At 70.8% G+C, this 25,234-nt stretch carries 31 protein-coding genes, 1 tRNA gene and 1 pseudogene; 12 read left to right on the plus strand and 21 right to left on the minus strand.

Annotated features, from left to right (window positions below):
- The first annotated feature begins 133 nt into the window (after positions 1 to 133).
- Positions 134 to 580: an ATP-binding protein gene (locus EDD29_RS41805; protein WP_123669669.1), complete on the plus strand. Its 447-nt coding sequence runs from the start codon at positions 134 to 136 to the stop codon at positions 578 to 580.
- Between the two features lie 4 nt (positions 581 to 584).
- A complete protein-coding gene (locus EDD29_RS41810) occupies positions 585 to 1,223 on the plus strand; it encodes a B3/B4 domain-containing protein (protein ID WP_123669670.1) in 639 nt (212 codons plus the stop codon).
- Positions 1,224 to 1,443: 220 nt separating this feature from the next.
- On the opposite strand, the gene EDD29_RS41815 is transcribed toward EDD29_RS41810, so the two are convergent.
- The 5 genes and pseudogenes from EDD29_RS41815 to upp form a co-directional block, all read right to left on the minus strand.
- The gene (locus EDD29_RS41815; protein ID WP_123669671.1) at positions 1,444 to 2,736 is read right to left on the minus strand and encodes a helix-turn-helix domain-containing protein; all 1,293 of its coding nucleotides are present in this window, start codon (positions 2,734 to 2,736) and stop codon (positions 1,444 to 1,446) included.
- A 511-nt stretch (positions 2,737 to 3,247) separates the two neighbouring features.
- Positions 3,248 to 3,757: pseudogene (locus tag EDD29_RS41820) on the minus strand (PH domain-containing protein); the annotation flags it as partial.
- Positions 3,757 to 3,915: a hypothetical protein gene (locus EDD29_RS46055; protein ID WP_170201779.1), complete on the minus strand. Its 159-nt coding sequence runs from the start codon at positions 3,913 to 3,915 to the stop codon at positions 3,757 to 3,759. The pseudogene EDD29_RS41820 and the gene EDD29_RS46055, both read right to left, overlap by 1 nt.
- A gap of 89 nt (positions 3,916 to 4,004) precedes the next feature.
- Positions 4,005 to 4,232 (minus strand): three-helix bundle dimerization domain-containing protein, encoded by a 228-nt coding sequence (locus EDD29_RS41825; RefSeq protein ID WP_123669672.1) that lies wholly within the window; start codon positions 4,230 to 4,232, stop codon positions 4,005 to 4,007.
- 174 nt (positions 4,233 to 4,406) lie between these two features.
- Positions 4,407 to 5,042, minus strand: coding sequence for a uracil phosphoribosyltransferase (upp, locus tag EDD29_RS41830; protein ID WP_123669673.1), 636 nt, complete (start codon positions 5,040 to 5,042; stop codon positions 4,407 to 4,409).
- A gap of 315 nt (positions 5,043 to 5,357) precedes the next feature.
- Here upp and EDD29_RS41835 point away from each other — a divergent pair, with 315 nt between their 5' ends.
- From EDD29_RS41835 to EDD29_RS41855, 5 genes are all read left to right on the plus strand, one after another.
- Complete coding sequence (locus EDD29_RS41835; RefSeq protein WP_123669674.1) at positions 5,358 to 5,846, plus strand: tRNA adenosine deaminase-associated protein; 489 nt, start codon at positions 5,358 to 5,360, stop codon at positions 5,844 to 5,846.
- Positions 5,847 to 5,866: 20 nt separating this feature from the next.
- Positions 5,867 to 6,325 (plus strand): tRNA adenosine deaminase-associated protein, encoded by a 459-nt coding sequence (locus EDD29_RS41840; RefSeq protein ID WP_211360164.1) that lies wholly within the window; start codon positions 5,867 to 5,869, stop codon positions 6,323 to 6,325.
- A 67-nt stretch (positions 6,326 to 6,392) separates the two neighbouring features.
- Positions 6,393 to 6,824 (plus strand): nucleoside deaminase, encoded by a 432-nt coding sequence (locus EDD29_RS41845; RefSeq protein ID WP_123671020.1) that lies wholly within the window; start codon positions 6,393 to 6,395, stop codon positions 6,822 to 6,824.
- Between the two features lie 10 nt (positions 6,825 to 6,834).
- Positions 6,835 to 6,924, plus strand: a tRNA-Ser gene (locus EDD29_RS41850).
- 132 nt (positions 6,925 to 7,056) lie between these two features.
- Positions 7,057 to 8,130 (plus strand): hypothetical protein, encoded by a 1,074-nt coding sequence (locus EDD29_RS41855; protein ID WP_148086276.1) that lies wholly within the window; start codon positions 7,057 to 7,059, stop codon positions 8,128 to 8,130.
- Here EDD29_RS41855 and EDD29_RS41860 read toward each other — a convergent pair.
- The 5 genes from EDD29_RS41860 to EDD29_RS41875 form a co-directional block, all read right to left on the minus strand.
- Positions 8,120 to 8,377, minus strand: a complete 258-nt coding sequence (locus EDD29_RS41860) for a helix-turn-helix domain-containing protein (RefSeq protein ID WP_123669677.1) — start codon at positions 8,375 to 8,377, stop codon at positions 8,120 to 8,122. The genes EDD29_RS41855 and EDD29_RS41860 overlap by 11 nt on opposite strands.
- Complete coding sequence (locus EDD29_RS41865) at positions 8,377 to 8,613, minus strand: hypothetical protein (RefSeq protein ID WP_246053288.1); 237 nt, start codon at positions 8,611 to 8,613, stop codon at positions 8,377 to 8,379. Before EDD29_RS41865 ends, EDD29_RS41860 begins: the two co-directional genes overlap by 1 nt.
- A gap of 126 nt (positions 8,614 to 8,739) precedes the next feature.
- Positions 8,740 to 8,922: a hypothetical protein gene (locus EDD29_RS46060; protein ID WP_170201780.1), complete on the minus strand. Its 183-nt coding sequence runs from the start codon at positions 8,920 to 8,922 to the stop codon at positions 8,740 to 8,742.
- 5 nt (positions 8,923 to 8,927) lie between these two features.
- Complete coding sequence (locus tag EDD29_RS41870) at positions 8,928 to 9,113, minus strand: DUF397 domain-containing protein (protein ID WP_123669679.1); 186 nt, start codon at positions 9,111 to 9,113, stop codon at positions 8,928 to 8,930.
- Between the two features lie 9 nt (positions 9,114 to 9,122).
- Positions 9,123 to 9,965, minus strand: coding sequence for a helix-turn-helix domain-containing protein (locus tag EDD29_RS41875; protein WP_123671021.1), 843 nt, complete (start codon positions 9,963 to 9,965; stop codon positions 9,123 to 9,125).
- 162 nt (positions 9,966 to 10,127) lie between these two features.
- Here EDD29_RS41875 and EDD29_RS41880 point away from each other — a divergent pair, with 162 nt between their 5' ends.
- The 3 genes from EDD29_RS41880 to EDD29_RS41890 all read left to right on the plus strand — a co-directional run bounded on the left by EDD29_RS41880 (position 10,128) and on the right by EDD29_RS41890 (position 12,261).
- Positions 10,128 to 10,559: an ATP-binding protein gene (locus EDD29_RS41880; RefSeq protein ID WP_148086277.1), complete on the plus strand. Its 432-nt coding sequence runs from the start codon at positions 10,128 to 10,130 to the stop codon at positions 10,557 to 10,559.
- Between the two features lie 344 nt (positions 10,560 to 10,903).
- Positions 10,904 to 11,302 carry a hypothetical protein gene (locus EDD29_RS41885; RefSeq protein WP_123669681.1) on the plus strand — a complete coding sequence of 133 codons (399 nt, stop codon included), beginning with the start codon at positions 10,904 to 10,906 and terminating at the stop codon, positions 11,300 to 11,302.
- Between the two features lie 674 nt (positions 11,303 to 11,976).
- Positions 11,977 to 12,261 carry a MerR family transcriptional regulator gene (locus tag EDD29_RS41890; protein WP_342774471.1) on the plus strand — a complete coding sequence of 95 codons (285 nt, stop codon included), beginning with the start codon at positions 11,977 to 11,979 and terminating at the stop codon, positions 12,259 to 12,261.
- A gap of 211 nt (positions 12,262 to 12,472) precedes the next feature.
- Here EDD29_RS41890 and EDD29_RS41895 read toward each other — a convergent pair whose 3' ends face one another.
- The 6 genes from EDD29_RS41895 to EDD29_RS41920 form a co-directional block, all read right to left on the minus strand.
- Positions 12,473 to 12,763 (minus strand): type II toxin-antitoxin system VapB family antitoxin, encoded by a 291-nt coding sequence (locus EDD29_RS41895; RefSeq protein ID WP_123669683.1) that lies wholly within the window; start codon positions 12,761 to 12,763, stop codon positions 12,473 to 12,475.
- 49 nt (positions 12,764 to 12,812) lie between these two features.
- Positions 12,813 to 13,679 (minus strand): KPN_02809 family neutral zinc metallopeptidase, encoded by an 867-nt coding sequence (ypfJ, locus tag EDD29_RS41900; protein WP_123669684.1) that lies wholly within the window; start codon positions 13,677 to 13,679, stop codon positions 12,813 to 12,815.
- A gap of 123 nt (positions 13,680 to 13,802) precedes the next feature.
- On the minus strand, positions 13,803 to 15,020 hold the full coding sequence (locus tag EDD29_RS41905; protein ID WP_342774472.1) for an ABC transporter permease: 1,218 nt from the start codon (positions 15,018 to 15,020) through the stop codon (positions 13,803 to 13,805).
- The gene (locus tag EDD29_RS41910; protein WP_123669685.1) at positions 15,017 to 15,688 is read right to left on the minus strand and encodes an ABC transporter ATP-binding protein; all 672 of its coding nucleotides are present in this window, start codon (positions 15,686 to 15,688) and stop codon (positions 15,017 to 15,019) included. Before EDD29_RS41910 ends, EDD29_RS41905 begins: the two co-directional genes overlap by 4 nt.
- Positions 15,685 to 16,740 (minus strand): efflux RND transporter periplasmic adaptor subunit, encoded by a 1,056-nt coding sequence (locus EDD29_RS41915; protein WP_123669686.1) that lies wholly within the window; start codon positions 16,738 to 16,740, stop codon positions 15,685 to 15,687. Before EDD29_RS41915 ends, EDD29_RS41910 begins: the two co-directional genes overlap by 4 nt.
- Complete coding sequence (locus EDD29_RS41920; RefSeq protein WP_123669687.1) at positions 16,740 to 17,267, minus strand: hypothetical protein; 528 nt, start codon at positions 17,265 to 17,267, stop codon at positions 16,740 to 16,742. The genes EDD29_RS41915 and EDD29_RS41920 overlap by 1 nt, the downstream gene beginning before the upstream one ends.
- 124 nt (positions 17,268 to 17,391) lie before the next feature.
- On the opposite strand from EDD29_RS41920, the gene EDD29_RS41925 reads away from it, so the two are divergent.
- Complete coding sequence (locus EDD29_RS41925) at positions 17,392 to 18,042, plus strand: response regulator transcription factor (RefSeq protein WP_123669688.1); 651 nt, start codon at positions 17,392 to 17,394, stop codon at positions 18,040 to 18,042.
- A complete protein-coding gene (locus tag EDD29_RS41930) occupies positions 18,039 to 19,295 on the plus strand; it encodes a sensor histidine kinase (protein ID WP_123669689.1) in 1,257 nt (418 codons plus the stop codon). The genes EDD29_RS41925 and EDD29_RS41930 overlap by 4 nt, the downstream gene beginning before the upstream one ends.
- On the opposite strand, the gene EDD29_RS41935 is transcribed toward EDD29_RS41930, so the two are convergent.
- The 5 genes from EDD29_RS41935 to EDD29_RS41960 are packed head-to-tail and all read right to left on the minus strand — an operon-like array spanning position 19,203 to position 25,125.
- Positions 19,203 to 20,060, minus strand: a complete 858-nt coding sequence (locus EDD29_RS41935; protein ID WP_211360165.1) for an ABC transporter ATP-binding protein — start codon at positions 20,058 to 20,060, stop codon at positions 19,203 to 19,205. The genes EDD29_RS41930 and EDD29_RS41935 overlap by 93 nt on opposite strands.
- The gene (locus tag EDD29_RS41945) at positions 20,047 to 21,090 is read right to left on the minus strand and encodes an ABC transporter ATP-binding protein (RefSeq protein WP_123669690.1); all 1,044 of its coding nucleotides are present in this window, start codon (positions 21,088 to 21,090) and stop codon (positions 20,047 to 20,049) included. The genes EDD29_RS41935 and EDD29_RS41945 overlap by 14 nt, the downstream gene beginning before the upstream one ends.
- Positions 21,090 to 22,055: an ABC transporter permease gene (locus EDD29_RS41950; protein ID WP_246053289.1), complete on the minus strand. Its 966-nt coding sequence runs from the start codon at positions 22,053 to 22,055 to the stop codon at positions 21,090 to 21,092. The genes EDD29_RS41945 and EDD29_RS41950 overlap by 1 nt, the downstream gene beginning before the upstream one ends.
- Entirely contained in the window at positions 22,052 to 23,545 is a 1,494-nt protein-coding gene (locus EDD29_RS41955; RefSeq protein WP_246053290.1) for an ABC transporter permease subunit, read from the minus strand. The genes EDD29_RS41950 and EDD29_RS41955 overlap by 4 nt, the downstream gene beginning before the upstream one ends.
- A complete protein-coding gene (locus tag EDD29_RS41960; RefSeq protein WP_211360166.1) occupies positions 23,542 to 25,125 on the minus strand; it encodes an ABC transporter substrate-binding protein in 1,584 nt (527 codons plus the stop codon). Before EDD29_RS41960 ends, EDD29_RS41955 begins: the two co-directional genes overlap by 4 nt.
- Positions 25,126 to 25,234: the final 109 nt, after the last annotated feature.

Consider the following 25,234-nt stretch of genomic DNA (forward strand, 5'->3'; position numbering starts at 1 on the left):
CGGCGGCCGGGCATTCTGCCGAACGGCGCGCGCACGGCCTGGGGAAACAAGGGAATCGGTTGCGCAGGCCCGGCCTTGGCGAGACCATCGGGCATCGGGTGGTTACTCGCCGTAGTTCGGAGTGGGGGCAGGTATGGCCGCACAGGTGAGCAGCGTGCGTTTCCCAGGCAGGGCCGACCAGGTGCGTCGGGCTCGGAATTTCGTGGGTTCGGCGCTGGGTCTGGAGCACGCCGGCCGGGAGGACGCGATCCTGCTGGTGAGCGAGACGGTGACGAACGCGGTCGCGCACACCGGCAGCGGGGAGCCGGGCGGGTTCGTCACGGTGACGGTCAGCCGCACCGACTCCTGGGCCCGGGTCGTCGTCGCCGACGCGGGCGCGCAGACCGTTCCGTGCTTCTGCCGGGTCGGCGTGGAGTCCACCGCGGGACGCGGCAGCGAACTCCTCGACGCGTGCGCGTCCCGCTGGGGCATCACCCGCGATCCGCACGGCACCCGGGTGTGGTTCGACGTCGGGGTCGCGCCCGAAGACGCGGCGCACCGGCGCGAGTCGGCGACGGGCGTGCTCAGCCCGGCATACTGAGCGGATGCTGGAGAAGATCGTCGTCACCGACGCCGTCCGCGCGCTGCGGCCGGACTTCGCGGTGCTGGCCATGGCCGCGCGCGGCCTGGTGAACGGTCCGGGGGACGCCGAGTCGCGGGTTTGGCTTACCGCCGCGGCGCTGGAGGCCGACCCGGACGACGCCCATGTGCTCGCCTGGCGGGAGGCCTACCGGGCGTTCGGCGCGAAGCCCAACCGGACCCGTCCGTCGGTGGACGCGCTGCTGCGCCGCGCCGACAAGCTGCCTTCGATCAGCAGGGTCGTCGACGCCTACAACGCGGTCAGCGTCGAGTACGCGCTGCCGATCGGCGGCGAGGACCTCGACCACTACGCGGGCGCCGCCGTGCTGACCGTCGCCGACGGCACCGAGACGTTCGGCGAGGACGAGCCGCCGGTCGCGGGCGAGGTCGTGTGGCGCGACGACATCGGCGTCACCTGCCGTCGCTGGAACTGGCGGCAGGGCGTGCGCACCCGCATCACCGAGGACACGCGCGACGCCCTCTTCCTGCTGGAACGCCTGGAGCCCTACCCGCTGGAGCGCCTGCACGCCGCCGGCGAGGCCCTGGCCACCCGCCTGCGCGCGATCGCCCCGGACGTCGAGATCGAAGGCCGCCTCATCACCTGACGCCCGAGCCCGACAAGCACGCGGACCGGCGACGTCGGGGCACGGTCACGCAGGTCGGGAAGCGCGCCGGTCAAGGTCGTGGGCGGTCTCCAGGCGATGGCGCGCCATCGGCCGCGCGCTCGGCCTGTCGGTGCCCGGCGAGCGCTCGCGCGAGTCGCGGGCTGCGCGCGCCGTGCCGACGACGGGTGCACCCGCACGCTCACAGCGGGCAGGCGGGCCGTCAGTGCTGGGCGAAGGCCTGGGTGGCGCGCTGGGTGGGGCGGAGGCCGACGGATTCCAGGGCGCGGCGGTAGGCGGTGGTGGCGGCGGAGCCGTCGCCTGCGGCGTCGAAGAGGTCGCCGAGCTCGCGGGACAGCGAGGCGGTGTGGCGGGAGGCGGGGAGGCGTTCCAGCTGGGCGGCGGTCGTCCGCAGCACGGCCAGGGCGCCTTCGGTGTCGCGCTGCGCGAGCTGGGCGGCGGCGAGGACGAGCTGGGCCTGGACGGCGATCGGGTCGAGCTGCCGGGGCAGGGCACCGAGGGTCCGGCGGAGGGTGGTGACCGCCTCGTCGAGCCTGCCGAGCTGGACGAGGGCCCGCGCGGACTCGATGACGCACGCGGTGGCCTCGTCGCCGTTGAGGTCGGGGGCGGCGGCCGTCAGGAGGTCGAGGGCGCGCAGGTTGTCCTGGCCGTCGCCGCGGACGAGGGCGCGCGCGCCCGCGACGCGCAGCCGGGCGCGAGAGGAGTCCCGGCCTCGGGTGGCGGCGGCGGACAGGGCCTGCTCGGCCAGGTAGATGGCGTCGCCGAGGGCGCTTTCGGCAAGCGCGCGCCGGCTGGCCTGGTAGTACGCCTCGGCGACGTCGCAGTCGTCGGGCAGCAGCGTGGTGAGCTCGCGGGCCCGGTCGGTGTCGGCGCGGTCCAAGTGGGCGAGCAGCAGCACCCGGGCGACCTCGGCGAGGTCGGGTCCGGTGGTGAGGCCGAGCTCGGTGAGCCGGGCCAGGGCGCGCTCGCCGAGCGAGACGGCCTGGCCGAGGTCGCCGACGGCGTGGTAGCAGCGGGTCAGCGCGATGACGGACGGGAGCCAGCTGGTGCGTCCGGCGTCGCGTTCCGCGACCTCGCGCAGGTCCTCGAACCCGGCGATGGCCTCGGTGGCACGGCCGAGCCGCTCCAGCGCGCGGGCGCGGCCCCAGCGGGCGCGCAGCGTCAGCTCGGGGTTGTCGTCGGCGGCGATGACCTCGTCGAAGCCGCGCAGGGCGTCCTCGGGACGGCCCGCGTGCAGGGCGAGCTCACAGTGCCGCGCGAGCACCTCGATGTGCGCGCGCTGCTCGGGCTCGATGCCCTCCGACAGGTACTCGGGGGTGCAGCCCAGCCGCTCGGACAGCAGCTTGAGCACGGCGGGGGTGGGGGTGCGCTTGCCTGACTCGATGAGTGAGATATAGCTGTCGGAAAGGTCGTGACCGGCCAGTTGTGCCTGTGACATGCGACGGGTAAGCCGCAGATCACGGACGCGTTCACCAACACTGCCAGGACCCGGCATGACGACTCTCTCAACGGGGGAAGCGACGCGATTCGACGCGGCGGGGGTTTCGATATTCGTATGCACCGGGCCTTCACGCGGAGGTGTGAATAGAACCGCCTGGTGCATTCGCCAGCGTAACCGCCCGAGTGCTCCATGAGCCGGGCCGTATCTCACCTGTGACATAGCGGGTCAGGATCGTTGTCGTGGAGCCGGTCAAACCCGTGGATATGACAGTGGCCCGTACCTCGGGGGTACGGGCCACTGTCTCAGCGGGTCATAGTTCCGGTGTTTCGCCCGGAGGCATCCGCTCCGCGAGCTGCCGGTGGATCTCGGCGGCCTGCCGGTGCCATTCGCCGCTCTCGGCGACGAGCTGGTCGAGCTGGGCCTGGACGCCTTCGAGCTTGAGGCGCCGTTCGTCCAGGTCGCCGTCGGTGCCGGTGGTGACGGCGGCGGCGAGTTCGGTGCGCATCTTCGGGATGGCGTCGATCATGTCGCGGAGCCGGTCTTCCAGCGGGGTGGGCTTGCCCCCCGGGAAGATCATCTGGCAGACCTCGGTGTAGAGGTGGTCGGGGTAGGGCAGGAAGTTCACCTTGCGCAGCGCCTGGTCCTGGCCGGCCGATTCGGCGATGAACGTGCCGTAGCCGAGCAGCCTTCCGGCGGGGGAGCGCTCGTATTTCATGTCGGTCACCTTCGACAGCGGCATCATCGCGACGTCGCGGGTGACGAGTCCGCCCGACAGCAGCATGCGCTGGTTGGTGATGACGAAGTAAGCGACTGACCATTCCGCAACTTTCCAGACAAACCACGCAAGAAGGATGAGCCACAGCCACCAGATCCCGTTGACGAACAGGCCGGAGTCGTCCGAGCCGCCGACGGTGTTGGAGATCAGGCCCGCGACGATGAGTCCCCCGAGCACGAACAGCACGGGCGTCATCAGCATCGCGGGGTGTTTGCGTACCACGATGACCTGCTGCTCTTGCGGCAGCAGGTACCGGGTGATGGAGGTGGGCGCGGAATCGCCCGGGGTCACGAGCCGCATCAGCCGAGTCCGTTCAGGAAGGTAGCGATCGAGCCCGCGGCACCGGCGATGCCGGAAGCCGCGCCGTTGATGAGCGTGGCCGCGCCGTCCGGCGACTGGAGCGCGTAGATGGCGGCGAAGGCTCCGCCGACCCACAAGACGTGCTTCCCACTGATCACGAACCCGCCTCCCGAGGAGCTGACCGGCCTCACCACAGTAGCGGTCATACCCCTCGGAACCCCTTAGCCCACAGGCGATTCGGCGGTTTTCAGGTACCGATCCGCGGGCTCCGCTCGGCCGCGACGATCGCCAGGACCCGCAGGTGGCGGCGCGCTATCTTCTCGACGAGTTCCGGCTCGTCCGACCCGATGACGTCCCGGGCCCCGTGCAGCGCCACGGTGACGCATCGGGTGACGGTCCGCGCGGGATGGACGGCGGCGAACTCCTTGCGCAGCCGTTCGGTGACCTCTTCGTATGCCTGCTGTTCGAGCGCCATCGACGGGTCCCTTAGCCTCGCCCGCCGAGCCCGGCGAATACCCCCAACGGGCCGGGACGGCGAGAGGAGATTACTCTCCGTAATAACTAGTTACCCCGGGGTGATGAACGTCGAACCTTCCCGCGCGGACGCTCCGGCCCCGCGGACACCGTCCGCCGGACCCGTCGGACGAGGTCAGACGACCCCGTACAGCCGGTCTCCCGCGTCGCCCAGGCCGGGGATGATGTACCCGTTCTCGTTCAGCCGCTCGTCGACCGCCGCGGTGACGATCCGGATCGGGGTCTCGGCCGGGAACGCGCTCTCGACGGTGGCGAGTCCTTCGGGCGCGGCGAGCAAGGTGATGGCCGTGACGTCGCGGGCGCCGCGGTCGAACAGCAGCTGGATCGCCGCGACAAGGGTGCCGCCGGTGGCGAGCATGGGGTCGAGCACATAGCACTGCCGGCCGGCGAGGTCGTCGGGCAGCCGGGTCGCATAGGTCTGGGCCTTCAAGGAGTCCTCGTCGCGGACCATGCCGAGGAAGCCCACCTCGGCGGTCGGGATCAACCGGGTCATCCCGTCCAGCATGCCGAGCCCCGCGCGCAGGATGGGCACGACCAGAGGCGCGGGTCGCGAAAGCCGGACGCCCTGGGCGGGCTGCAAGGGGGTGTCAACGGTGACGGGCGAGACCCGCACGTCGCGCGTCGCCTCATAGGCAAGAAGGGTGACGAGTTCGTCGGCGAGCCGCCGGAACGTGGGGGAGTCGGTGTTCACATCGCGCAAGGCGGTCAGCTTGTGCGCCACCAGCGGGTGGTGGACGGCGAGGATCTCCATGAGTGGCCACGCTAACAGGGATGATGGGTTCTCCTTGGGGAAGGAAAACCCCATGGAAGGCACCGATTGGAGTCCTGAGGAGATCCGCGAGCGGCTGCGTCGCCGGGCTGCGTTCCTGCGTGACCTCGCCGAGGCCCGCGAGCTGCGCCGTCGTGTCACCCCCCGGCGGTCCAAGCGCGCTCAGATACATGCGACCCTTCGCCGGAGGACTTATCGGGCGGAGTAGTGTTCACGCAGTAAATAACGCGCTCACGCCGCACTGCGGCCTGGCATCTGGGAACATTCCGGTGGCACAGCACTAGCGGCGGGTGAGGTATGACGGACAGCGACACGACCGATTTCGCCGTTGTGGTCTTCCGCGAGGAGTCCAAGTGGGAGACCGAACTCCTGCCCGTGGCGCTCTCCGAGGATCTCGACGGTCTGATCCATGCGCTTCGGCAGATGCCGGGCATCGGCGGCACGATAGGACTCGTGGCGGTCGGTGATGACTTCTTTGTGGCGATCCGCATCCTCGGCGCCGAGGTGCTGGTGTTCCTGTCGGACGTGACCGCGTCGCTGGACTGGCCGCTGGCCCGTCAGGTGCTGGAGTTCCTCGACATCGACCTCCCGGACGAGGACGACGACCTCGACCAGGTCCTGCCCGTCGGCGACATGTCGATCTTCGCGGACCTCGGGCTCGACGAGATGGAGCTCGGCGCGATCTCCGGCGACCTCGACGCCTACCCCGACGAGATGCTGCTGTCGATCGGCGAGAAGCTCGGATTTGCGATTCCTCTGGAGCGGGCCCTCGACAGCCTGGTATGACGGCAGGTCACAATAGGTCTGTGCCTTATTTCGCCGCAGTCTTCGCCCAGACGGATTCCGGCTGGCTCGCCACGGAGGCCGACCTCGCCGAGAGCGAGCAGCCCTCGGACGTGACGGACCTGCTCCGCGAGGCGTCCCTTGAGGCGTCCGGGGAGCTCGTGCTGCTCCTGGTGGAGGACAACGACGCCTGGTTCGGCGTCGTGCGCCTCGACGGCGAGGAGGATCCGCGGGTCTTCGTCTCGGACGCGTCGGCGGCCAAGGGCGGCGGGCTCGGCGGGCTGCTGCTGGATCTGGTGACCGACGGCCTTGAGGCGAAGGCCGACGGAGATCCGGTCGGCGACCCGACGGTGCTGGGCGATCTCGGCACCGGCGAGGAGCGCCTGCTCGGCCTGAGCGACCGGGCCGTCCCGACGGACGCGATCGAGGAGATCGCCGAGAAGGGCGGCTTCGCCGACGAGCTCGACTCCCTGCGTGGCTGACCCGGCCGACAGGGCCGAGGCGGCGAAGGCCGAAGCCGAGGCGTTCCAGGCGATCGCGGAAGCCTGGATGCGCGAGGCCCTCGCCGAAGCCCGCGCCGCGGGCCCCGACGTCCCGATCGGCGCCGTCGTCATCGGCCCGGACGGCGAGATCGTCTCCCGCGCCCACAACGAGCGCGAGCTGACCGGCGACCCGACCGCGCACGCCGAGGTCCTCGCCCTCCGCCGCGCCGCGGAGGCGCGGGGAGAATGGCGCCTCACGGGATGCGCCCTCGTGGTGACCCTGGAGCCGTGCACGATGTGCGCGGGAGCCGCCGTACTGTCCCGAGTCGACCGGATCGTCTATGGCGCGATAGACCTCAAGGCGGGCGCCGTCGGGTCGCTGTGGGACGTCGTCAGGGACCGCCGGCTCAACCACAACCCCGAAGTGATCACCGGAATCCTCGCCGAAGAGTCGGCGGCTCTCCTAACCCGGTTCTTCTCTGGGCGCAGACTCGGGTAAGCTCTCCCGCGGTGGTGTCGCCTAGTGGCCGAGGGCGCGCGCCTCGAAAGCGCGTGATGGGGCAACTCATCCGAGGGTTCAAATCCCTCCACCACCGCCACCCGAAAGGGCCCCTGACGTGCAGCGATGCATGATCGGGGGCCCTTTCGCCGTTTTGTGGCGCTCTCTTGCGTGGATTGTGATCTTCTGGGCTTAAGATCCGGTCCACCCCTCAGTGAGAAGAGTGTTGCCGGTGTTGCGTGCGTTGTCGGTGCTGGGAGCCGCTGCCGCGGTCGTCCTCGCCCTGTTCCAGGTTCCCGCCGCCGCGGCCGAAGACGACGCGCGGCTCAGCATCGCGGCGTCGCCCGTGAAGGCCGCCAAGGGAGACAAGGTCACCGTCGCCGGGCTCGTCGAGGCGACCGCCGGCGGCGACGCGAACTTCTTCCCGTGGCCGGGGGTGAACGTCAGGGTGACCATGTCCCACCCGAGCTCGAAGGAGAGGATCCATCTCTGGTCGTCCACCAAGACCGACGGCCTCTATTCGGTGACGTTCGAGCTGCCCTACGAGGGCCCCGAGCCGGTGACCTTCCGGGCTGAGGCGACCGTGCACGCCAAGGAGATCTCCGCGACAGTGGAGGTTCCCGTGGACGCCCCGCCTCCGGGACCGCGGCTGGAGTTCTTCGGTACCACCACGATCAAGATGGACGAGTGGGGCCGGATCACCGCCCGCGGGTCGGCCAAGACGAGCCAGGCCGGCGGCAAGAAGCTGCGCGCGCAGTTCCGGCTCCAGTTCTCGAAGAACGGGAAGCCGGGAACCTGGAAGACGGTGAAGACCACCGACCTCAAGCCCGCCACGACGGCCTCGCTCGCGCTCAAGCGTTTCTACTACGGCCGTTCGGGCTACTGGCGCTGGCTCTATCCCGGTGACGGCGTCTTCAAGAGGACGGTCGGTGAGACCGTGAAGGCGTGGCGCTGGGCGACCTACTTCACCGGCTGGAAGATCACCCCGAAGAAGGTCGGCTACAAGAAGAAGATCACGCTCAGCGGACGCCTCTGGGAGTACACGGGCCCGAACACCAAGCGCGGCGTCCGGTACCAGAACCTGAGTTTCTACTTCACCTGCGACAAGACCGGCGACGGCAAGGAGTGGTACTCCGACTACAGCTTCGCCCGCACGGATGCCAACGGCCGGTTCTCCAAGACCGAGAAGGCCGTCTGCACGGGCAAGGTCATCGCCGTCTATCCCGGCCGCAAGGGCTACTTCGCCTCCGAGACCGACCCCGTCCGCCTGACCGTCACCGGCTCCCCCTACCGCGCTACCCCCTGACGCCGGCGTCTGCCGGTGGGTCGACGGTGAGGAGGTCTCCGGGCCGGCAGCCGAGGACCTGGCAGATGCGGGTGAGGGTGCTGAAGCGGATCGCCCTGGCGCGGTCGTTCTTCAGGATCGACAGGTTCACGGGCGTGATGCCGACGCGGTGGGCGAGATCGGAGAGCGTCATGCCCCGTTCGGCGAGGAGCTCGTCCAGGTGGACGCGGACCCGATGGTCGCCGGATTCGTCGGAGATCTCGGACATCAGACGGTCGCGGAGAGCTCGTCGTGCATGCGTGCCCCGATCCGCATGATGCGCGCGATGGTGAGCAGGCCGAGGCCGGCGAGCAGATCGGCGAGCGGCAGGGTGAGCACCCCTTCCAGCAGTAGGTATCCGGTGCCGGTGTGCAGGTCCGTCCCGGGGACGGAGAAGGTGTTCTCCAGCGCCCCTTCGGCGACGTCATGGGCGGCATGGGCGAGGTAGCCGCCGATGATCAGCACCCATCCGATGGTACGCAGGCGGCTGGGGATCAGCGGGCTGAACGGCCGGCCCCGGCTTCAGCGCCTTCTCCCGCAGCACCTCCCAGTACGCCGCCAGGGCCCTCTCGTAATCGCCCCCGGCCACCCTCATCTCGGGATGAACACAGACAAGCGGCCCGTCCCCACCCCGAGGAAGTAGGCGCGGTCGTTCACGACCGCGTGCCCGACCCCCACCACGGTGAAGACGACCAGCAGGCCGAAGACGAACCGCACGGCGAACGAGAACGGCTGAAGGGGGTTCCGAAGACGGGCCGCCGGGGCTCCTGGCACCTGATTCAGATGCGGTTCGCCCGGATCCGGGAGGCGAGGCGGCCGAACTGGCGGCGAGTCACATCAAGGGGGGTGCTGTCGGGGTTCTTGCTGTCGCGAATCCCGACGCGACCGCGCATGTCCGCGAGTTCCACGCAGTCAGCGCCCTGCGCGCTGGAATAGCTGGACTTTCGCCAGTTGGGCTTGAGCATGGCCTGGACTCACTTCTTAGCGATGGCGGAAATGAGGTCTGCGGACTCCTCGGGCGAGAGTGCAGCCGCCGCAGCCCCTGAGTACGCCACGGTACAGCGCCGGACCTGCTCGATCTCCTCGATGTAGTGGCCGCCTGGGACGTACTCGACGTAGACCGTGTCCAGGTCGATCGGGGAATCGAACTCGAAGATGACCATGCTGCCCTCGCCGAACGTCGGGTAGTCCGCAGCTGCGGTCGGGATGACGCGGATCTCGATGTTCGGCCGCTCCCCTTCGACCAGGAGCTTCTCCAGTTGTCGGCGCATCGCGGCGTCACCGCCGATCGGCCTTCGCAGAACCTCTTCGGCCAGGACCACGCGGAGAGCCGGAGGTTTGTCCCGGAGCAGGATGGCCTGCCGTGTCATGCGGGCCTGGAGCCGGAGATCTGCTTCGCGTGCATCGCCGATGTGGCGGGCGATCAGCTCCCGCGCGTAGTCCGCAGTCTGGAGCAGGCCCGGAACGATCTCTTTCTGAAGTGTCAAGATTCGGTTCGCGGCGTCTTCCAGCTCGGCGTAGGACCCGGGGAAGACCTCACCGTACGGAACCCACCACCCGCGTTCGCGGATCTGCCGGGTGAGGTCGATGAACGCGAGTCTTGTCGCCTGATCCGTGCCGCCGTAGACGCCGAGAATCTGGGTGACGTCAGCGACGGACGGCATTGTCACCGACGTCTCGATCCGAGACAACTTCGATCGCTGCCAACCGAGGGCCGCGGCGGCGTGCTCCCTCGTCAGTCCTGCGCGTTCGCGGAGTTTTACCAGCTCCGCCGCAAGTTTCCGGTGGCGAGCGGACCGGCCCTGCTGAGTGGACATGACGGCGAGTGTCCCATGCACGCACAGAGCGACCGGGGTTTGCTGGCCGGATGCGGCCAAGATTCATTAGAAATTTCTACCTGGCTATGTGTTCTGCCTACTACATGATGTGCCTGTGCGCTGCGGAGAGTGGCGGTGCCGCGACTGTAAGGAGCATGATCAGTGGGACGGACTGGAAATCTCGTCGGCTTCTCCCGCATGCGCCCCGACAACCGGCTGCCTAGCCGAGCGAGGACGTGGACCGCGACCGTCGCCGCTCCCCACGCCGACGCCGACACCATCGACACGCTGCGGCTGCTCACCTCCGAAGTCGCCACGAACGCCGTCGAGCACGGTCACGCGACCGGGATCGTACGCGTGACGGTGCTGATCACCGCGGAACAGCGAGTTCGGGTCGAGGTCTTCAACGAGAACCCCCCGGCTGACGGCGATGAGCACAGATGCCCGACGCCCCGTGCCGCCTCCGATGACGACGAGGACGGCCGTGGCCTTTTGCTCCTCGACGCACTCGCCCACTCCTGGGGCCACGGCCCGGGCCCGGACGGCAAGGGCACCACCGTCTGGTTCGAGATCGACGCCAAGGCGTCCGCCTAGCGCGCGCGGCGGGTGGGCCCTCAGCGCCCTGCCCGTCCGCCGTGCCCCACAACGAGAACGGCCCCGGCCGCTGCGCGAACAGCGGGACCCGGAGCCTCGGCCAGGAAACGAGGTCCTGACTTATGCGCGATCGTAGCGAGCCCGAGCTCCTGCCCACATGCGCTACCACCGCTCCGGACGGAATCGCGGCCCCGCGCGCGCATCGCGTCCCTCACCCGGGAGACCGCCCCGTAGCGTCCGCCCGCCCGCTCATGGCCGTCGCCGACTCCGGCTCATGGGCATCCGTCGCACAGACCCCCGTCCGACCGGCCCGCCCGGGCCAAGCCGTCCCCCGCCCTCAGGACATGGCCACCCTCCTGGCCTCCTTCCCCGAAGCCGCGACCCTCTTCTGGGGCGACTCCACCCACCTCTGGCGAGCCCTCGTCCGCATCGACGGCCGCGACGACTGGGTCACCGCCGACACCCTCGAACACCTGGGCCACGCCCTCTGGACCCTCCTGCGGACCCGCCGCCCTTCGCCCGGTCCCCACCCGCACGCCCGTCCGCGCCGTGTCCGCCCCGCCCCGCCTGCTCCCCCGCTTCCCGCGGCTTCGCGCGGCCCGGTCCAGATCCGGCGCAGCGCAGCCGACGACTACTGGCCCGGACTCGGCCACCTTTCCTCGAGCCAGGATCCCGGCCCGCGCCGTCCGCCGGGCCTCCTCGCCCGGCTGGGCGACCGCGTCCGCTCCTGGCGCGCCGCGTAACGCCCCCAGCCTCCTGCGCTTGCCCCCGGCTGCATCCGCCGCGCTCACGGTCGCTGTCACCGAGTCCAGAAAATCTGTAGCCATCGGTGTAGACATTCGTGATCGGTGTGGGTAGTGTTTCTGTCATCAGAAGAAAAGAGTCCATGAGGCGGGGTAGAGACGAACTGCCCCGGTGTGATGGATCGCAGGACGGGCGAAGGCCCGGCGTGCAAGAGCCGGTCGAGGCTCAGTACGGCGGGCGCGCGCTCGGGAACGTCGCAGTACGGCGAAGGCCGGGTGTGATCGAGCCAGGGCAGTGAAAGGGGCTCGTGAGCACCCGGCGCGCGTCGGCTCCTGCGGCGACGAAGTACAGCGGTACGGCAGTACGAGCAAGATCGAGTAAGTGAACGAACGATCTAGTCAGAGGGAAAGGAGTGTTCGCATCATCAGGATCGCCTGGCCGGCGAGTTGGCCGGTCGGGTACCGCGGTTCCACGGATAGGTGGTGGTCTTCGGTCAAGCAGACGCGATCCCTGAGATCCGGCGCTTTCACGGCCGGACGATGGTGTTGAAACTCAAATAGTCAGGTTCGGGCCCCGGCGCATGCGCGCCGGGGCCCCAGGTGCGTTCCCGGAAGGTTTCATGACTTCAGTACCCCAAGAGCCCGGTCCCGGCCACGATCGGTTCCAAGACCGGATGGACGATGAGGACTACCCCGCATACAGCATGGGACGGGCCTCGGAGATCCTCGGCGTCACGCCCGCGTTCCTACGAGCCTTGGGCGCAGCCAAGCTGATCGAACCGCTGCGCTCCGAGGGCGGCCACCGCCGCTTCTCCCGCTACCAGCTCCGCCTGGCCCAGCGCGCCCGCGAGCTCGTCGACAACGGCACCGCCCTGGACTCGGCCTGCCGGATCATCATCCTGGAAGACCAGCTCGCCGAAGCCCTGCGCATCAACGAACAACTCAAAGCCGACAAGTAACCCGCCCCGCCTGGGCGCCGGGCCGCACGATGTCGGTGCGGGCGCATTCGGCGGACGAGCTGTGGGACATGTCGTCGCCGGTCTGTGCGGGTTCTGGGTGAGGCGGCCGTCGAAGGCGCTCAAGGCTCAGGACGGCGGCGGGCGCGCGGCTGTCTTCCGAGCAGGCCATAGGTCACCCCCGGGCTTCGCCGGTGCCGTCCACGGGCTGTGTTCAGAGGTCGAAGACTCGGGCGTGGAGGACTGTGCGCTGGTGTAGGGCGGCGCGGAGGGCTCGGTGAAGGCCGTCCTCCAGGTAGAAGTCGCCGTTCCAGTGAACTACGTGAGGGAAGAGGTCGCCGTAGAAGGTGGAGTCCTTGGCGAGGAGGGAGTGGAGGTCGAGTTCGCGCTTGGTGGTGGTGAGCTCGTCCAGGCGGACCTGGCGCGGGGGGATCTTCGCCCAGTCCCGCGCCTGGAGTCCGTGGTCGGGGTAGGGGCGGCCGTCGCCCACCGCTTTGAAGATCACGGGTCGGAGTCTAGGGCCGCAGGACGGGGCCGGTCATCAGTGCACACTCCTAGATCGCACCCTTGAACGTGTTGCAACGCGACGGATCACCGGAGGAATACCCCTCTGTCAACCATTTGGTGCGCTGGGCCGAGGTGCCGTGCGTGAACGCGTCGGGGCGGACGTAGCCCTGCGATCGGCTCTGGATCCGGTCGTCGCCGACGGCCTGGGCCGCGCTCAGCGCCTGATCGAGATCCTGCTGAGTGATCTGCGCCAGATACCCCGTCTGCACGGCATTGCGCATCCAGACCCCGGCGTAGCAGTCGGCCTGGAGCTCCATCCGCACCGCGGGACTGGAAGCACCCGAGGTGCCTTGCTGGACCTTGTTCATCACGCCCAGCTGGTTCTGCACATGGTGCCCGTACTCGTGGCCGATCACGTACGCCTGCGCGGCGGGACCCCCCTCCGCGCCGTACTTGGACTGGAGCTCGTCGAAGAAGGTGAGGTCCAGATAGACCTTCTGGTCGGCGGGGCAGTAGAACGGGCCCACCTGCGCCGTCGCGTAGCCGCAGCCCGTCTGGGTGGCGCCCTCGAAGAGCTGGGTCTTGGCCTGCGTGTAGGTGAGGCCGCTGTTGGCGAACACCTTGCCCCAGTAGTCCTGGACGCTGTTCACGACGCCCACCACGAGGCAGTCGCCTCCCTGCTCGGCGTCGACGCCCGTGAGGCACTTCTTCTGGACGTCGCTCGCCTCCTGGACCTCCTGCGGCGCCTGCTGTCGCTGCTGGGCGTACTGCCCCTCCTCGAACGGGTTCACGCCGAAGAAGATCGCCGCGAGGATGCCGATCAGGCCGCCGCCCGCCGCCACGTTCCGGCCCCGCTTCCCCCGGCTGACCTCGACCTGGGACGGATCCAGCCGCACGTCATCGTTGAAGTCCACGAATGTCCAGATAGCCGGAGAAGTGCCGGGATAAGCCCTGTGAAACCTCTGGCTATCCCGAAAAGAGCAGCAAAACGCCCGATCGGCGGTCCGCTTCGGGCCGTCGATCGGGCGTTCTCGTCACTACGGGGTGCTGAGGGCCGCCGTCGGGGACAGGCGGGCCGCGCGCGTCGCCGGGTAGAGGCCCGCGACCACGCCGATCAGCAGGGTCACGCCCAGCGCCGCGGGCAGCGACCACAGCGGGATCGCGATCGGCCAGCCTTGCGACACCGCGTACCCCGCGGTGATCGCCGCGGACAGCAGCGTCCCGCCCACCCCGCCGAGCGCCGACAGCAACAGCGATTCGGTGAGGAATTGGGCGAGGACATGCCTACGGGTAGCGCCAAGCGCGCGGCGGAGCCCGATCTCAGCCCGGCGCTCCAGCACCGAGATGATCATCGTGTTCGCCACCCCGACCCCGCCGACCAGCAGCGCGACCGCGCCCAGCCCGAGCAGCAGCCCGGTGAACGCGCGGTCCGTGGCCTGCTGGGCCGCCAGCGCGTCCGACGGACGGGACACCTTCACCTCGCCCGGCGCCTCCGGGTTCGCCGTCGCCGCGAGCACCGCGCGCACCTCCGCCACGTGCGCGTCGCCCGTCCGGGTGTAGACCGTCGTCGGACTGCCGTCGAACCCCAAGCGCTCCCGCGCCGCGGGCCAGCCGACCAGCGCCGCGGAATCCAGCTCCGACGCCAGCTCGACGGGTTCGAGCACCCCGACGACCGTGAACCACTCGCCGCCGAGCAGCACCCGGGCGCCCAGCCCGCCGACGCCGAGCTGCTTCGCCGCGTCCGCGCCCAGGACCGTCACCGGGTACCGGGCCGTGGCGGCGTTCAGCCAGGTCCCCGCCGCGAGCCGGGCGCCGACCGTGCCGGGGAGGTCCAGATGGGCCGCCCGGACCGTAAGGCCGCCGCTCTGTTCCTCGGGGATCCGGTCCGAGCGGTAGACGTTCGCGTCCGGGACGACGCCGGACGCCGCGACCCGGCGGACCGGGCCGATCCGGGAGATCATCGCGACCGACTCTTCCGGCAGCGCCGCCTCGTCGCCGAACATCGTCTGGCCCGGCCCGACCGTCAGCAGGTCGGTGCCGAGCGCGGCGAGCGCCCGGTCGACCTCGGCCCGGCCGGACGAGGAGACGCCGAGCACCGAGACCATCGCGGCGATCCCGATGGCGATGCCCAGTGCGCTAAGGAACGCGCGCACCTTACGGGAGCGCAGCCCGACCGCGCCCGTCCGCAGCACGTCCCGGGGGAGCAGCCGCGAGGGAGGCGGGGCGTGGAGCATCGGCGGGGACTGGACGGTCACGGCACCAGCCCCCCGTCCCGCATCGCGACCCTGCGCGGCAGCTCCGCGGCGATCTCCTGGTCGTGCGTGATCACCACGACGGCGGTCCCGGCCTCGTTCAGCTCGTGCAGCAGCGAGATGACGCCCGCGCCCGACACCGAGTCGAGATTGCCGGTCGGCTCGTCGGCCAGCAGCAGCGCCGGATCGCCCACCACGGCCCGCGCGATCGCGACCCGCTGCCGCTCACCGCCCGACAGCTCCTGCGGCCGGTGCCGCATCCGGGAGGCGAGCCCCACCCGCGTCAGCGCCCGCTCCGCCTGCGCCAGCCGCTCCCGCAGCGGGATCCCCGCGTACAGCAGGCCGTCGGCGACGTTGTCGAGCGCGGACCTGCCCGCGGTCAGATGGAACTGCTGGAAGACGAAGCCGATCCGATGCGCCCGCAGGGCCGACAGGCGTCCGTCAGACAAGCGGGACACCTCCTGCCCCGCGACCCGGACGACCCCTGAGGACGGCCTGTCGAGCGTCCCCATCAGATGCAGCATCGTGGACTTGCCAGACCCCGAAGGCCCGACGATGCCTACGAACTCGCCCTGGCCGATCGTCAGGGACACCTCGCGGACGGCCGTCACGCCGCCGCCGTAGACCTTGCTCACGTTGACGAGCTCCACGACCTGCCCATCGGGCGTCATTCCGGCACTCCCACGACGTCGCCCTCGGCGAGGTCGGCGGAGGACACCTCGACGAGGCCGCCCGCGAACATGCCCGTCTCGACGGCGATGATCCGGGAGGCGCCGCCTTCCACGACCTCCACCCCGTAGCCGCCCTCCGCGAGGGAGAGAAGCGCCGCGACGGGGACGGCCAGGACGTCCTTGCGCGTCTCCGAGGTGAAGGAGACGGTCACGGACGCCTCGTTGAGGGAACCCGCGTCCTTGGGCTCGTCCAGGGCGATCGTCACCTCGATCTCCGTCTCGGGATCGGAACGGTCGTCCTCGGCGGCGGCCACCACCGTCTCGACTTCGGTGATCTTGCCTGTCGTCGTCTTGTCGTCGGGAAGGGTGAGGGCCACCTTGGCGCCCTTCTTGGCGAGGCGCTGGTCGTCCACCGAGAGGGAGACGGTGACGGCGCGCTCCTGGCCCGTCAGGGCGAGGACGTCCGTGCCGGGCTGGACCGCGTCGCCCTTGTCGGCGATGCGGGAATGGACCCTTGAGGCGCCGTCCGCGTAGTGGACACGGGCCGGGTCGAGCGTTCCGGTCTCGGTGACGCCCAGGTCGTCCTGCCACTCCTCGACGGCCGCGGCCGTCGCGTAGGTGTACTCCTTGTCCACCGTGAAGCCCCGGTAGCCCAGGGCCCACAGGTTCTTCTCGAACTGGAGGACGTCGCGGCCGGAGGAGCCGGAAGACAGGACGCGGTAGGCGGGGAGGCCGCCGTAGAGGAGGACCACGGGGTCGTCATCGACCCGGTACAGGGTCTCGCCCCTGCCGACCGTGCTTCCGGACTTCGCCAGGCTCGTCAAGGTGCCGGCCAGGCCGGACGCGACGTTGACGTCGTCGCCATGACCGAGCGTTCCGGTCTCGTCCTGCGTGTCGCGCAGGGTCTGCCGGACGACCTCCGCCGTCGCGGGCGGTAGCGCGCTCTTGCCTTCCGAGGGCTCGCCGTCGCGCGTCCCGAGCGCCGCCGCGGACGCCGCCGCCACGCCCGCCACCGCGAGGACCACTCCTGCGGTGAGAAGCCGCCGCCGCATCAGTTCTCGCTCTCGAGGCGAGGACCGGCGTCGGAAGGCTGGCACTTCTTCTGGGCCGCCTCGAACGCCGGGTCGTCCGGCTCGATCCCCATGTCCGGGGTGATGTTGATGCCGCCGTCGGCGTTCGGGTCGGGGAACTTGGGGTACCCGTTGTCGCGCATGCAGCGGGACATCTCCAGCATCTTCTCCCGCTGTTCCGGGTCGTTCTGGGACATGTCGCCGCCGTTCGGCAGGAGAGACCGGCACTTCTCCTGCGCGGCGTCGACCTTGGCCTTGTCCATGCCCTCGGGGATCTTCAGCTCGAACCTGGTGTGGCCCTCGGCGTCGGTCTTGGGGTCGTCCATCGGGATCCCGTTCTCCCGCATACAGGCGGCGTAGGCCGTGGGCGAGCCCTCCTCCGCCTGCGCGGAGGCCGACGTGGTGGGGGTGCCCCCGGCCGTCGCGACCTTGGGCCCCTCGTCCGACCCGCCGCAGGCGGTCGTTCCGGCGAGGAGGAGGCTGAGCGCGATGCCTGTGATCAGGCGCATCTTCGTGCCCTTCCGGCCAGGAGCTTCCCGGCCTTCCGCTGGGAAGTAGACCGAGCCGGGCGTTTCCCGCCGGTTTCCGAAAGGCTTAACGCCGAAGCAACACCTCCGCGGGTATCGATAGGCCATGCGCATCCTTGTGGTGGAGGACGAACCCCTGCTCGCCGAAGCCGTCGCCGAGTGGCTGAGGGGCGACGCCCACGCCGTCGACGTCACGGGCGACGGCGGCGCGGCGCTGGAGCGGATCGGCGTGCACGACTACGACGTCGTGGTGCTCGACCGCGACCTGCCCGTCGTGCACGGCGACGACGTGTGCCGCGCGCTCGCCCCCGGCAGCGCGCGGGTGCTCATGCTGACCGCGGCGGCCGACGTGTCCGCGAGGGTCGCGGGCCTGGGACTCGGCGCCGACGACTACCTGACCAAGCCCTTCGCGTTCGCCGAACTCGCCGCCCGCGTCACCGCGCTCGGCCGGCGGACCGGCGCGGACGTGCCGCCCGTTCTGGAGCGGGCGGGCATCCGGCTCGACCCGCACCGGCGAGAAGTGTTCCGCGACGGGCGTTATGTCGCGCTGTCCCGCAAGGAGTTCGCCGTACTCGCCGAGCTGCTGCGCGCGGACGGGGGCGTGGTGTCCGCCGAAAGGCTGCTGGAGAAGGCCTGGGACGAACACGCGGACCCGTTCACGGGGGCGGTCCGCGTGGCGGTGCTCAAACTGCGTCGCAAACTGGGCGAACCGGTTGTGATCATCACCGAGCAGGGAGCGGGGTACCGGATCCCATGAGCGGCCCGACGCGAGCGCGCATGACGATCCGGGTGCGGCTGACCGCGATGTTCGGCGGGCTCTTCCTGCTCGCTGGGATCGTCCTGCTCGGCGTCACGTACTTCCTGGTCTCGACGAACCTGCCGGAAGAACGCCAGGTCATCACCAAGAGCGGATTCCTTCCCGACGGGGCCGGAGGCGTGATGCCGACCTTGGGGGAGATGACCCAGGTACGGGAGGTTCAGCAGGGCGTCCTCGGCGCGGTGCTGACCCAGGGCGCGCTCGCCCTCGTCGTCGTCGGGGCCGCGGCCATCGCGTTCGGATGGCTGCTCGCCGGACGGCTCCTGCAACCCCTCCAGCGGGTCACCGAGACCGCGCGGCGCATCGCCCACGCGCCCGCCGCAGACCGCGGCCTGCACGAGCGGATAGGGCTCACCGGCCCGCGCGACGAGGTCGCCGAACTCGCCGACACCTTCGACCTCATGCTGGAAAGGCTCGACGCCTCCTTCGACGGGCAGCGCCGCTTCATCGCCGACGCCTCCCACGAACTCCGTACGCCGCTCACCCTCAACCGGGCGCTCTTGGAGGTCGCCGTGCACCGGCGCAACGCCTCCGCGGAGGTGCGGCAGCTCGGCGAGACCCTGCTGGAGGTCAACGCCCGGCACGAACGGCTCATCGAGGGGCTGCTCATGCTCGCCAGATCGGACGCGGAGATCGCCGACCGGGCCTACCTCGACGTCGCCGACATCGCCGAACACGTCGCGGTGGCCGTCCCGCGTGAAGGGGTCGGCCTTACCGTCCGGCTGGACGAGGCGCCTGCGATCGGTGACACCGTCCTTCTGGAACGGCTCGTGCAGAACCTCGTGGAGAACGCGGTCCGTCATAACCTGCCCGAAGGCGGACGGGTAGAGGTCGTCGCGGGGACCTCGGCGCAGGGGTCGGCTTTCCTTACGGTCGCCAATACCGGGCCCGTCGTGCCCGCGTACGAGATCCCGTCGCTGTTCACACCCTTCCACCGGCGCAACAAGAGCCGGCTGCACGCGCCCGGCGCCGGACTGGGGCTCTCGATCGTGCGGTCCATCGTCCAGGCGCACGGCGCCCGGCTGCGGACCGTGCCCGGAGAGGCGGGCGGACTCGTCCACATCGTGGAGTTCCCGCCAGTGCCGGACGCCCTTCGCGGGCTAGGCGCCGAGGGAGGCGTGGTCGTGGACTCGGGAGCACCAGCGCGCGAGGAGAGGCCGGTCGTGGCCCACGGCGAGGAGCGCGGCGCCTGACTCCGCCCGGTAGCCCTCCACGACGGCGACGAGCGCGGCGGTCGTGGAAGCGTCGAGCATCGCCGTCATCTCGTCGCAGATCAGCAGGGAGGGCCCGAGCACAAGCGCGCGCGCTACGCAGGCCCGCTGAAGCTGCCCGTCACTGACCTCGTGGGGCCGCCGCGCCAACAGGTCGGGTGTGAGCCCCACCCGCTCGGCGAGCGGCAGGACCCGCTCCGCGACGGCCCCGCGATCCCCGCGCCGCACGGCCTTCGTGGCTCGGAGCGGCTCCGCGATGAGATCGGCGAGGCTCAACCGGGGGTCGGCCGCCGCACGGGGCTGCTGGAACACCACCCCCACCGAGGTCCGTTGCGCGCGCGACGCCCGATACCGCCAGCCGGTCGCCGGAGTTCCGGAGAGGACCACCTCGCCGGAGGCGGGCCGGTGAAGAAGCGCCACGACCCTGGCGAGCGTCGACTTCCCGCACCCGCTGGGCCCGAGCAACGCGACGGACTCCCCGGCCCCGATCGTCAGCGACACGTCCCGGACGACCGGCGCCCGCCCCGGATACCCGGCGGTGACCCCCCGAAGCTCCAGCGCGGGGACCGCACCGACCCGCGCCGCCTGAGGACGTGGCGCCGACTGGGAGTGCGGCGCGCGGGCGGCCCGTGCCTGGGCGTGCGGCGACCGCTCGTGCGGCGCATCGGCGGCGGGTGCCGGTGTCCGGGCGGGTGGCGTCCGGGTGGGCGGTGTTGCGGCGGGTTCGGGGGTGTCAGCGGACGGCATCGGTGGACTCCCCGTCGGCGTATGCGGACGAACCGGAGGTTTCGTCGGGGTGTGACGGAATGTCAGTGGGGGGTGCCAGAGTGTGGTGGTCGGCCGGGTGATGACAGGCCGGGTGGCGGGTTCGGGTGTCGAGGAGGGGGAGTTCGATGGTGCACACGGAGGTCGCGGCGGGGCAGCGGGCGGCGAAGGCGCAGCCCGGGGGCAGCTCGTCCAGTGCGGGCGGCATGCCGGGAACGGGGGTGAAGGCCCGGGTCGGCAGCGCGTCCAGGAGACCCCGCGCGTACGGGTGCCGGGGGCCGGGGGAGCCGAAGAACGCGGCGGCGTCGGCGATCTCCACGATCCGTCCGGCGTACATCACGGCCACCCTGTCGGCCACCTGCTCGGCCGCCGTCAGATCGTGCGTGATCAGGAGCAGCGAACGCCCCGCGTCGACGAGCCGGCGCAGCTCGGCGGCGGTCCGGTCGACCAGATCGCGGTCCAGCCCCGTCGTCGGCTCGTCGGCGAGCAGCAGCGGGGCGTCCGCGACCAGGGCCAGCGCCGTCGCCGCGCGTTGCGCGAGCCCGCCGGACAGCTCATGCGGATACCGGTCGAGATGGTCGGCGGGGAAGAACGCGCGCTCCGCCGCCTCCACCACTCCGGCCCGCCTGTCGGCATCGGGCGTGAGCTCCCGGACCGTCTCGGCGAGCTGCGAGCGGATCGTGCGCACCGGCGTCAGATGCCCCGCCGGGCTCTGCGGGATCAGCCCTACCCGCCGCCCGCGCACCCTTCCGGCGAGGGTCGCCTCGTCGGCGGCGAGGAGATCCAGCCCGTCCTCCACCAGCACCGCGCTCCCCGCGACCTCCGCGTTGCCCGGCAGCAGCCCCAGCAGCGCCGAGGCCAGCACGGATTTACCGCACCCGCTCTCGCCCACCAGCGCGAGGCACTCCCCGGGCGCCAGGTCGAACCCCACCCCGGAGACCGCGGCGACCTCCCGCCACGCCCTCTCCCGCCGAACCGCGAACCGCACCGACAGGTCGCGAACCTTCAGCATCACAGCATCAGCTCCGATCGGCGGCGCGGGTTCAGGCGTTCCCGCCACGCGCCCGCGAGCCCGGCGATCGCGAGGGTGGGCACGATGATGAACAGGCCCGGAAAGAGCGTCGGCCACCAGTGGCCCGCCAGGAGCGTGCCGCGGGCGTCGGAGATCATGTTGCCGAGGCTGGCCTGGTGGGAGGGCAGGCCGAGGCCGAGGAACGACAGCGCCGTCTCATGCCAGATCGCGTGCGGCACCAGTAGCACCGCGGCCAGGCCCGCCTGCGGCAGCACCGCGGGCACGAGGTGCCGCGTCGCCACCCGCAGCCGCGACGCCCCACCGGAGATCGCCGCGTCCACGAACGGACGCGCCCGCAGCGACAGCACCTCCGCGCGGACGATCCTGGTCGTCGACAGCCAGTGCGTCAGCCCGATCGACATGACCACCGGCCAGACGCCGGGCCGGAACATCGCCACGATGAAGATGCCCAGCATCAGGTGCGGCACCGCCGAGAACGTGTCGACCACGCGCATCACCAGCCGGTCGACCCGGCCGCCGAACAGCGCAGCCGCCGAACCGATCACCGTGCCGATCACCGCGGAGCCGAGCGCCGCGACAAGTCCGACGAGGAGTGACACTCGCAACCCGTACACGCAGCGCAGCAGCACATCCCGCCCGTTGCCGTCGGTCCCGAACGGATGCGTCCAGGAAGGCCCCTCCAGCGTGCTCCGCAGATCCACCGCCTGCTGGTCGAGCGGGAAGCCCACGGGCACCAGCACGACGCCGAGCGCGATGAGCGCGACGAGCACGGCCGAGACCCGCAGTCGCAGGACATGCCGCGCCCCGCCGCCCCGCCGCACCGGCCGGCCTGCCCTGCCCGCCTTCCCGGCGCTGATCGCCGCCTTCGCCGCGGCCCGTGCGTTCTCGGGCGCCCGTGCGTTCTTGGGCGCCGGATCGAGGGCCGGGGAAGGGCGCGGACTCACAGGTCCTCCAGGGAGACACGGGGGTCGGCGAGGCCGTAGAGGACGTCGGAGAGAAGGTTTCCGGCGAGGACGGCGGCGGCGGCGAGCGTGGTGACCGCCGCGAGCAGGGGGAAGTCGGCGGCCATGGCGGCCTCGGAAGTGGCCGAGGCGAGGCCGGGCCAGCTGAAGACCGTCTCGATGAGCAGGACGCCGGTGATCACCTCGGGGGTCCGGGTGCCGATGAGGGTGAGCACGGGGAGGAGGCCGGAGCGGAGCGCGTGGCCGAACAGCACGGTCCGTTCTCGCAGGCCGCGGGCGCGGGCGCCGCGCACGGGGTCCTCGGCGAGCGCGTCGGACACCCCTTGCCGGACATAAAGGAGAAACCATGGCATTTGGGAGATCGCGAGGACCGCCGCGGGCAGCACGAGATGGCGGGCCACCCCTCCCGGCGTGGTCTCGTCCGTGCCCGGATCGGTGAGGCCGCCCGCGGGAAGCCAGCCGAGGTGCAGCGCGAAGAACCAGATCGCGAGCAGGCCGACCCAGAACGACGGCGCGGCCTCCAACGTGTAGGCGAGCGACGTCACCGCGCGGTCGAGCAGCCCGCCCGGCCGCCGCGCCGCCGCGACCCCGAGCACCACCGCGACGGCCACGGCGAGCGCGAGCCCGGCCCCGCACAGCAGCACGGTCCACCCGAGCCGGGCCCCGATCACCTCCGCGACCGACTGCCGATACGTACTCGACTGCCCCAGATCCCCACCGACCGCGCCGCTCGACCAGTTCCACCACTGCCGCCAGAACGGCACGTCCACCCCGAGGTTCCGCGCCACCTGATCGAGCGTCTCCTGCGAAGCCCGCACCCCCGCCGACCCCAGATACCGCTGCACCGGATCGAACGGCGAAACCGCCGCCAACCCGAACACCCCGAACGTCACCGCCAGCAGCACCGGCACCCCGGCCACCGCCCGCCGCCCCACCAGCCGAACCACCCCCCGTCCCCGACGCGGCCCCACACCCGAAGAACCACCGCCCGAACGAACACCACCCACGGCCACGCCGCTATCGGCCGGACCGCCGTCGGTCGTGCTGCCGTTGGTGGCGCCGTTCGTGGTGGCGCTGCCTTTGGTCGTACCGCTGTTGGTGGCGCTGCCGTCGGTCGTGCTGTTGTTGGTCGTACCGCTGTTGGTGGTGGCGCTGCCATTGGTCGCGCCGCTCGTGGTGGCGCTGCCGTCGGCTGTACCGCTGTCGGTCGTGCCGGCCCCGGTCACGCTGGGCCCGGCCACCGTGATCTTGGGGGTGCCGGTCTTGATCAGGTCGATCCCGGCCGTATCGGTTTCGGGTCCGTTGGTTTCGGGTCCGTTGGTCTCGGCCGCGTTGGTCTCGGCCGTGCGGGGTGCGGTCGCCCCGGTCTCAGGGGTCGTGGTTCCGGGGGCGGGGCGTTCGGGTGTCATGGGAGCGGGGGCGTCGGGTGCCGTGGTCGAGGCCGCGGTGGGGTCGGGGTCGGGGGAGGTCACTTGGGGAGGCGCCAGTCCTGGAGGTTCCACCAGGGGCCGCCGGCCAGGCCGTGGTCGTGGGGCTCCACCTGGGTGGTGAGGTCGGCGTAGGTGTCGGACATGACGTACACGTGGTCGATGAAGGTGAGGAAGGTGTAGCCGGGGTCGTCGGCGAAGCGCTCCTGGACGGTGTCGTAGGCGACGTGCCGTTCGGTGCCGTCGCCGCTCTCGCGGCCGATCTCCAGGGCCTGGTCGACGGTGGCGTCGGAGTAGTGCGGCATGTTGTTCCAGCCGTCGCCGCCGAGCTCGGAGTGCAGCGCCGGGTAGAGATCGAAGTCCGGGTCGAACCCGGCCCCGCCGCCCGCCAGCATCGCGTCCTTGCCGAGCAGCGGCTGGACGACCTCGCGGGTGCCCGCCTGGACCTTCGCCTCGATGCCGATCTTCTTCGCGTCCGACGCGTAGGCGAGGGCGTGGTCCTGGCGGAGCTTGTCGCCGGAGAAGTACCAGAGCGTGAACGACGCGCGCCGCCCGTCCTTCACACGGACCCCGTCGGCGCCGGGCTTCCAGCCCGCCTCGTCTAGGATCTGCGCCGCCTTCGCCGCGTCGTGGACGGGCTTGGCGCTCGCCAGGAACCACGGGCTGTCGTCGGGCAGGGCGCTGTAGGCGGGGCGTCCGGCGCCCTTCAGGATCGACTCGACCATCAGGTCTCGGTCGACGGCGAGGTTGAGCGCCTGCCGGATCGCCTTGTCGCCCGTCACGGGGTCGCCGGTCGGGAGGCTGACCGAGCGGTAGTCGACGGACTCGGCGTTGAGCACCGTCAGGCCGTCGAGCTTCCGGAACGGCTCGGCGACCGACGGCGGGAGGGCGGCGCCGTCGAGCTCGCCGGCGCGGAGCCGGGTGGCGCGGACGTCGTCGTCGGGGATGAACGCGATCGTGACGTCCGTGATCTCCGGCTTGCCGCCCCAGTAGCCGGGGTTCGCCTTGAGCGTCAGCTTCTCGCCCTTGCGCCAGGAGGAGAGCGTGTACGGGCCGGTTCCGATGGGCTCGGTGTTGTACGGACCGGTGTTCGGGTCCTGTCCGCCCGCGGCCTTCGCCGACGCGATCGGCAGGACCGCCCGCTCGACGAATGGCGCATACGGGTACTTCAAGGTGAAGACCACCTTGTGGGAGCCGCTCGCCTGGACGTCCTCGATCGCGTCGAGCTCGCCGGCATAGGCGTTGTTGGTCTTCGCGTCGGTGATCGTGTCGTAGGTGAAGACCACGTCCGCGGCGGTGAACGGGGCGCCGTCGCTGAAGGAGACGCCCTCACGCAGCTTGAAGGTGTAGGTCAGGCCGTCGTCGGACACCTCGGGCAGGTCCGTCGCCAGGGCGGGTTCCAGCTTCATCTGCTGGTTCCGCTGGAGCAGGCCATCGAAGATCTTGGAGTTGCCGTCCTTGCCGTAGCCGAGCAGTGGGCTCAGGGTCTCCGGCTCGTAGGAGACCCCGATGGTGACCGACGACTTCGCGTCCTTCGCGGACCCCTCAGGGGTCGAGCAGGCGACCAGCCCCAGGAACAGCACTGACGCCGCGGCCGTGATCGTCCCCGTCTTCCGCAAACCCACCGGCGGGCCCCTGCCTCTCTCAGTTATTGCGAACAGCTCGCAATAGCAACCGGGGCATAACAGCACATATGCCGTATCTCTGTCCACTCGGGCATCGGTGGGCCGCCCC

Source organism: Actinocorallia herbida (genome assembly GCF_003751225.1).
In the GTDB taxonomy this organism is placed as follows: Bacteria; Actinomycetota; Actinomycetes; order Streptosporangiales; family Streptosporangiaceae; genus Actinocorallia; species Actinocorallia herbida.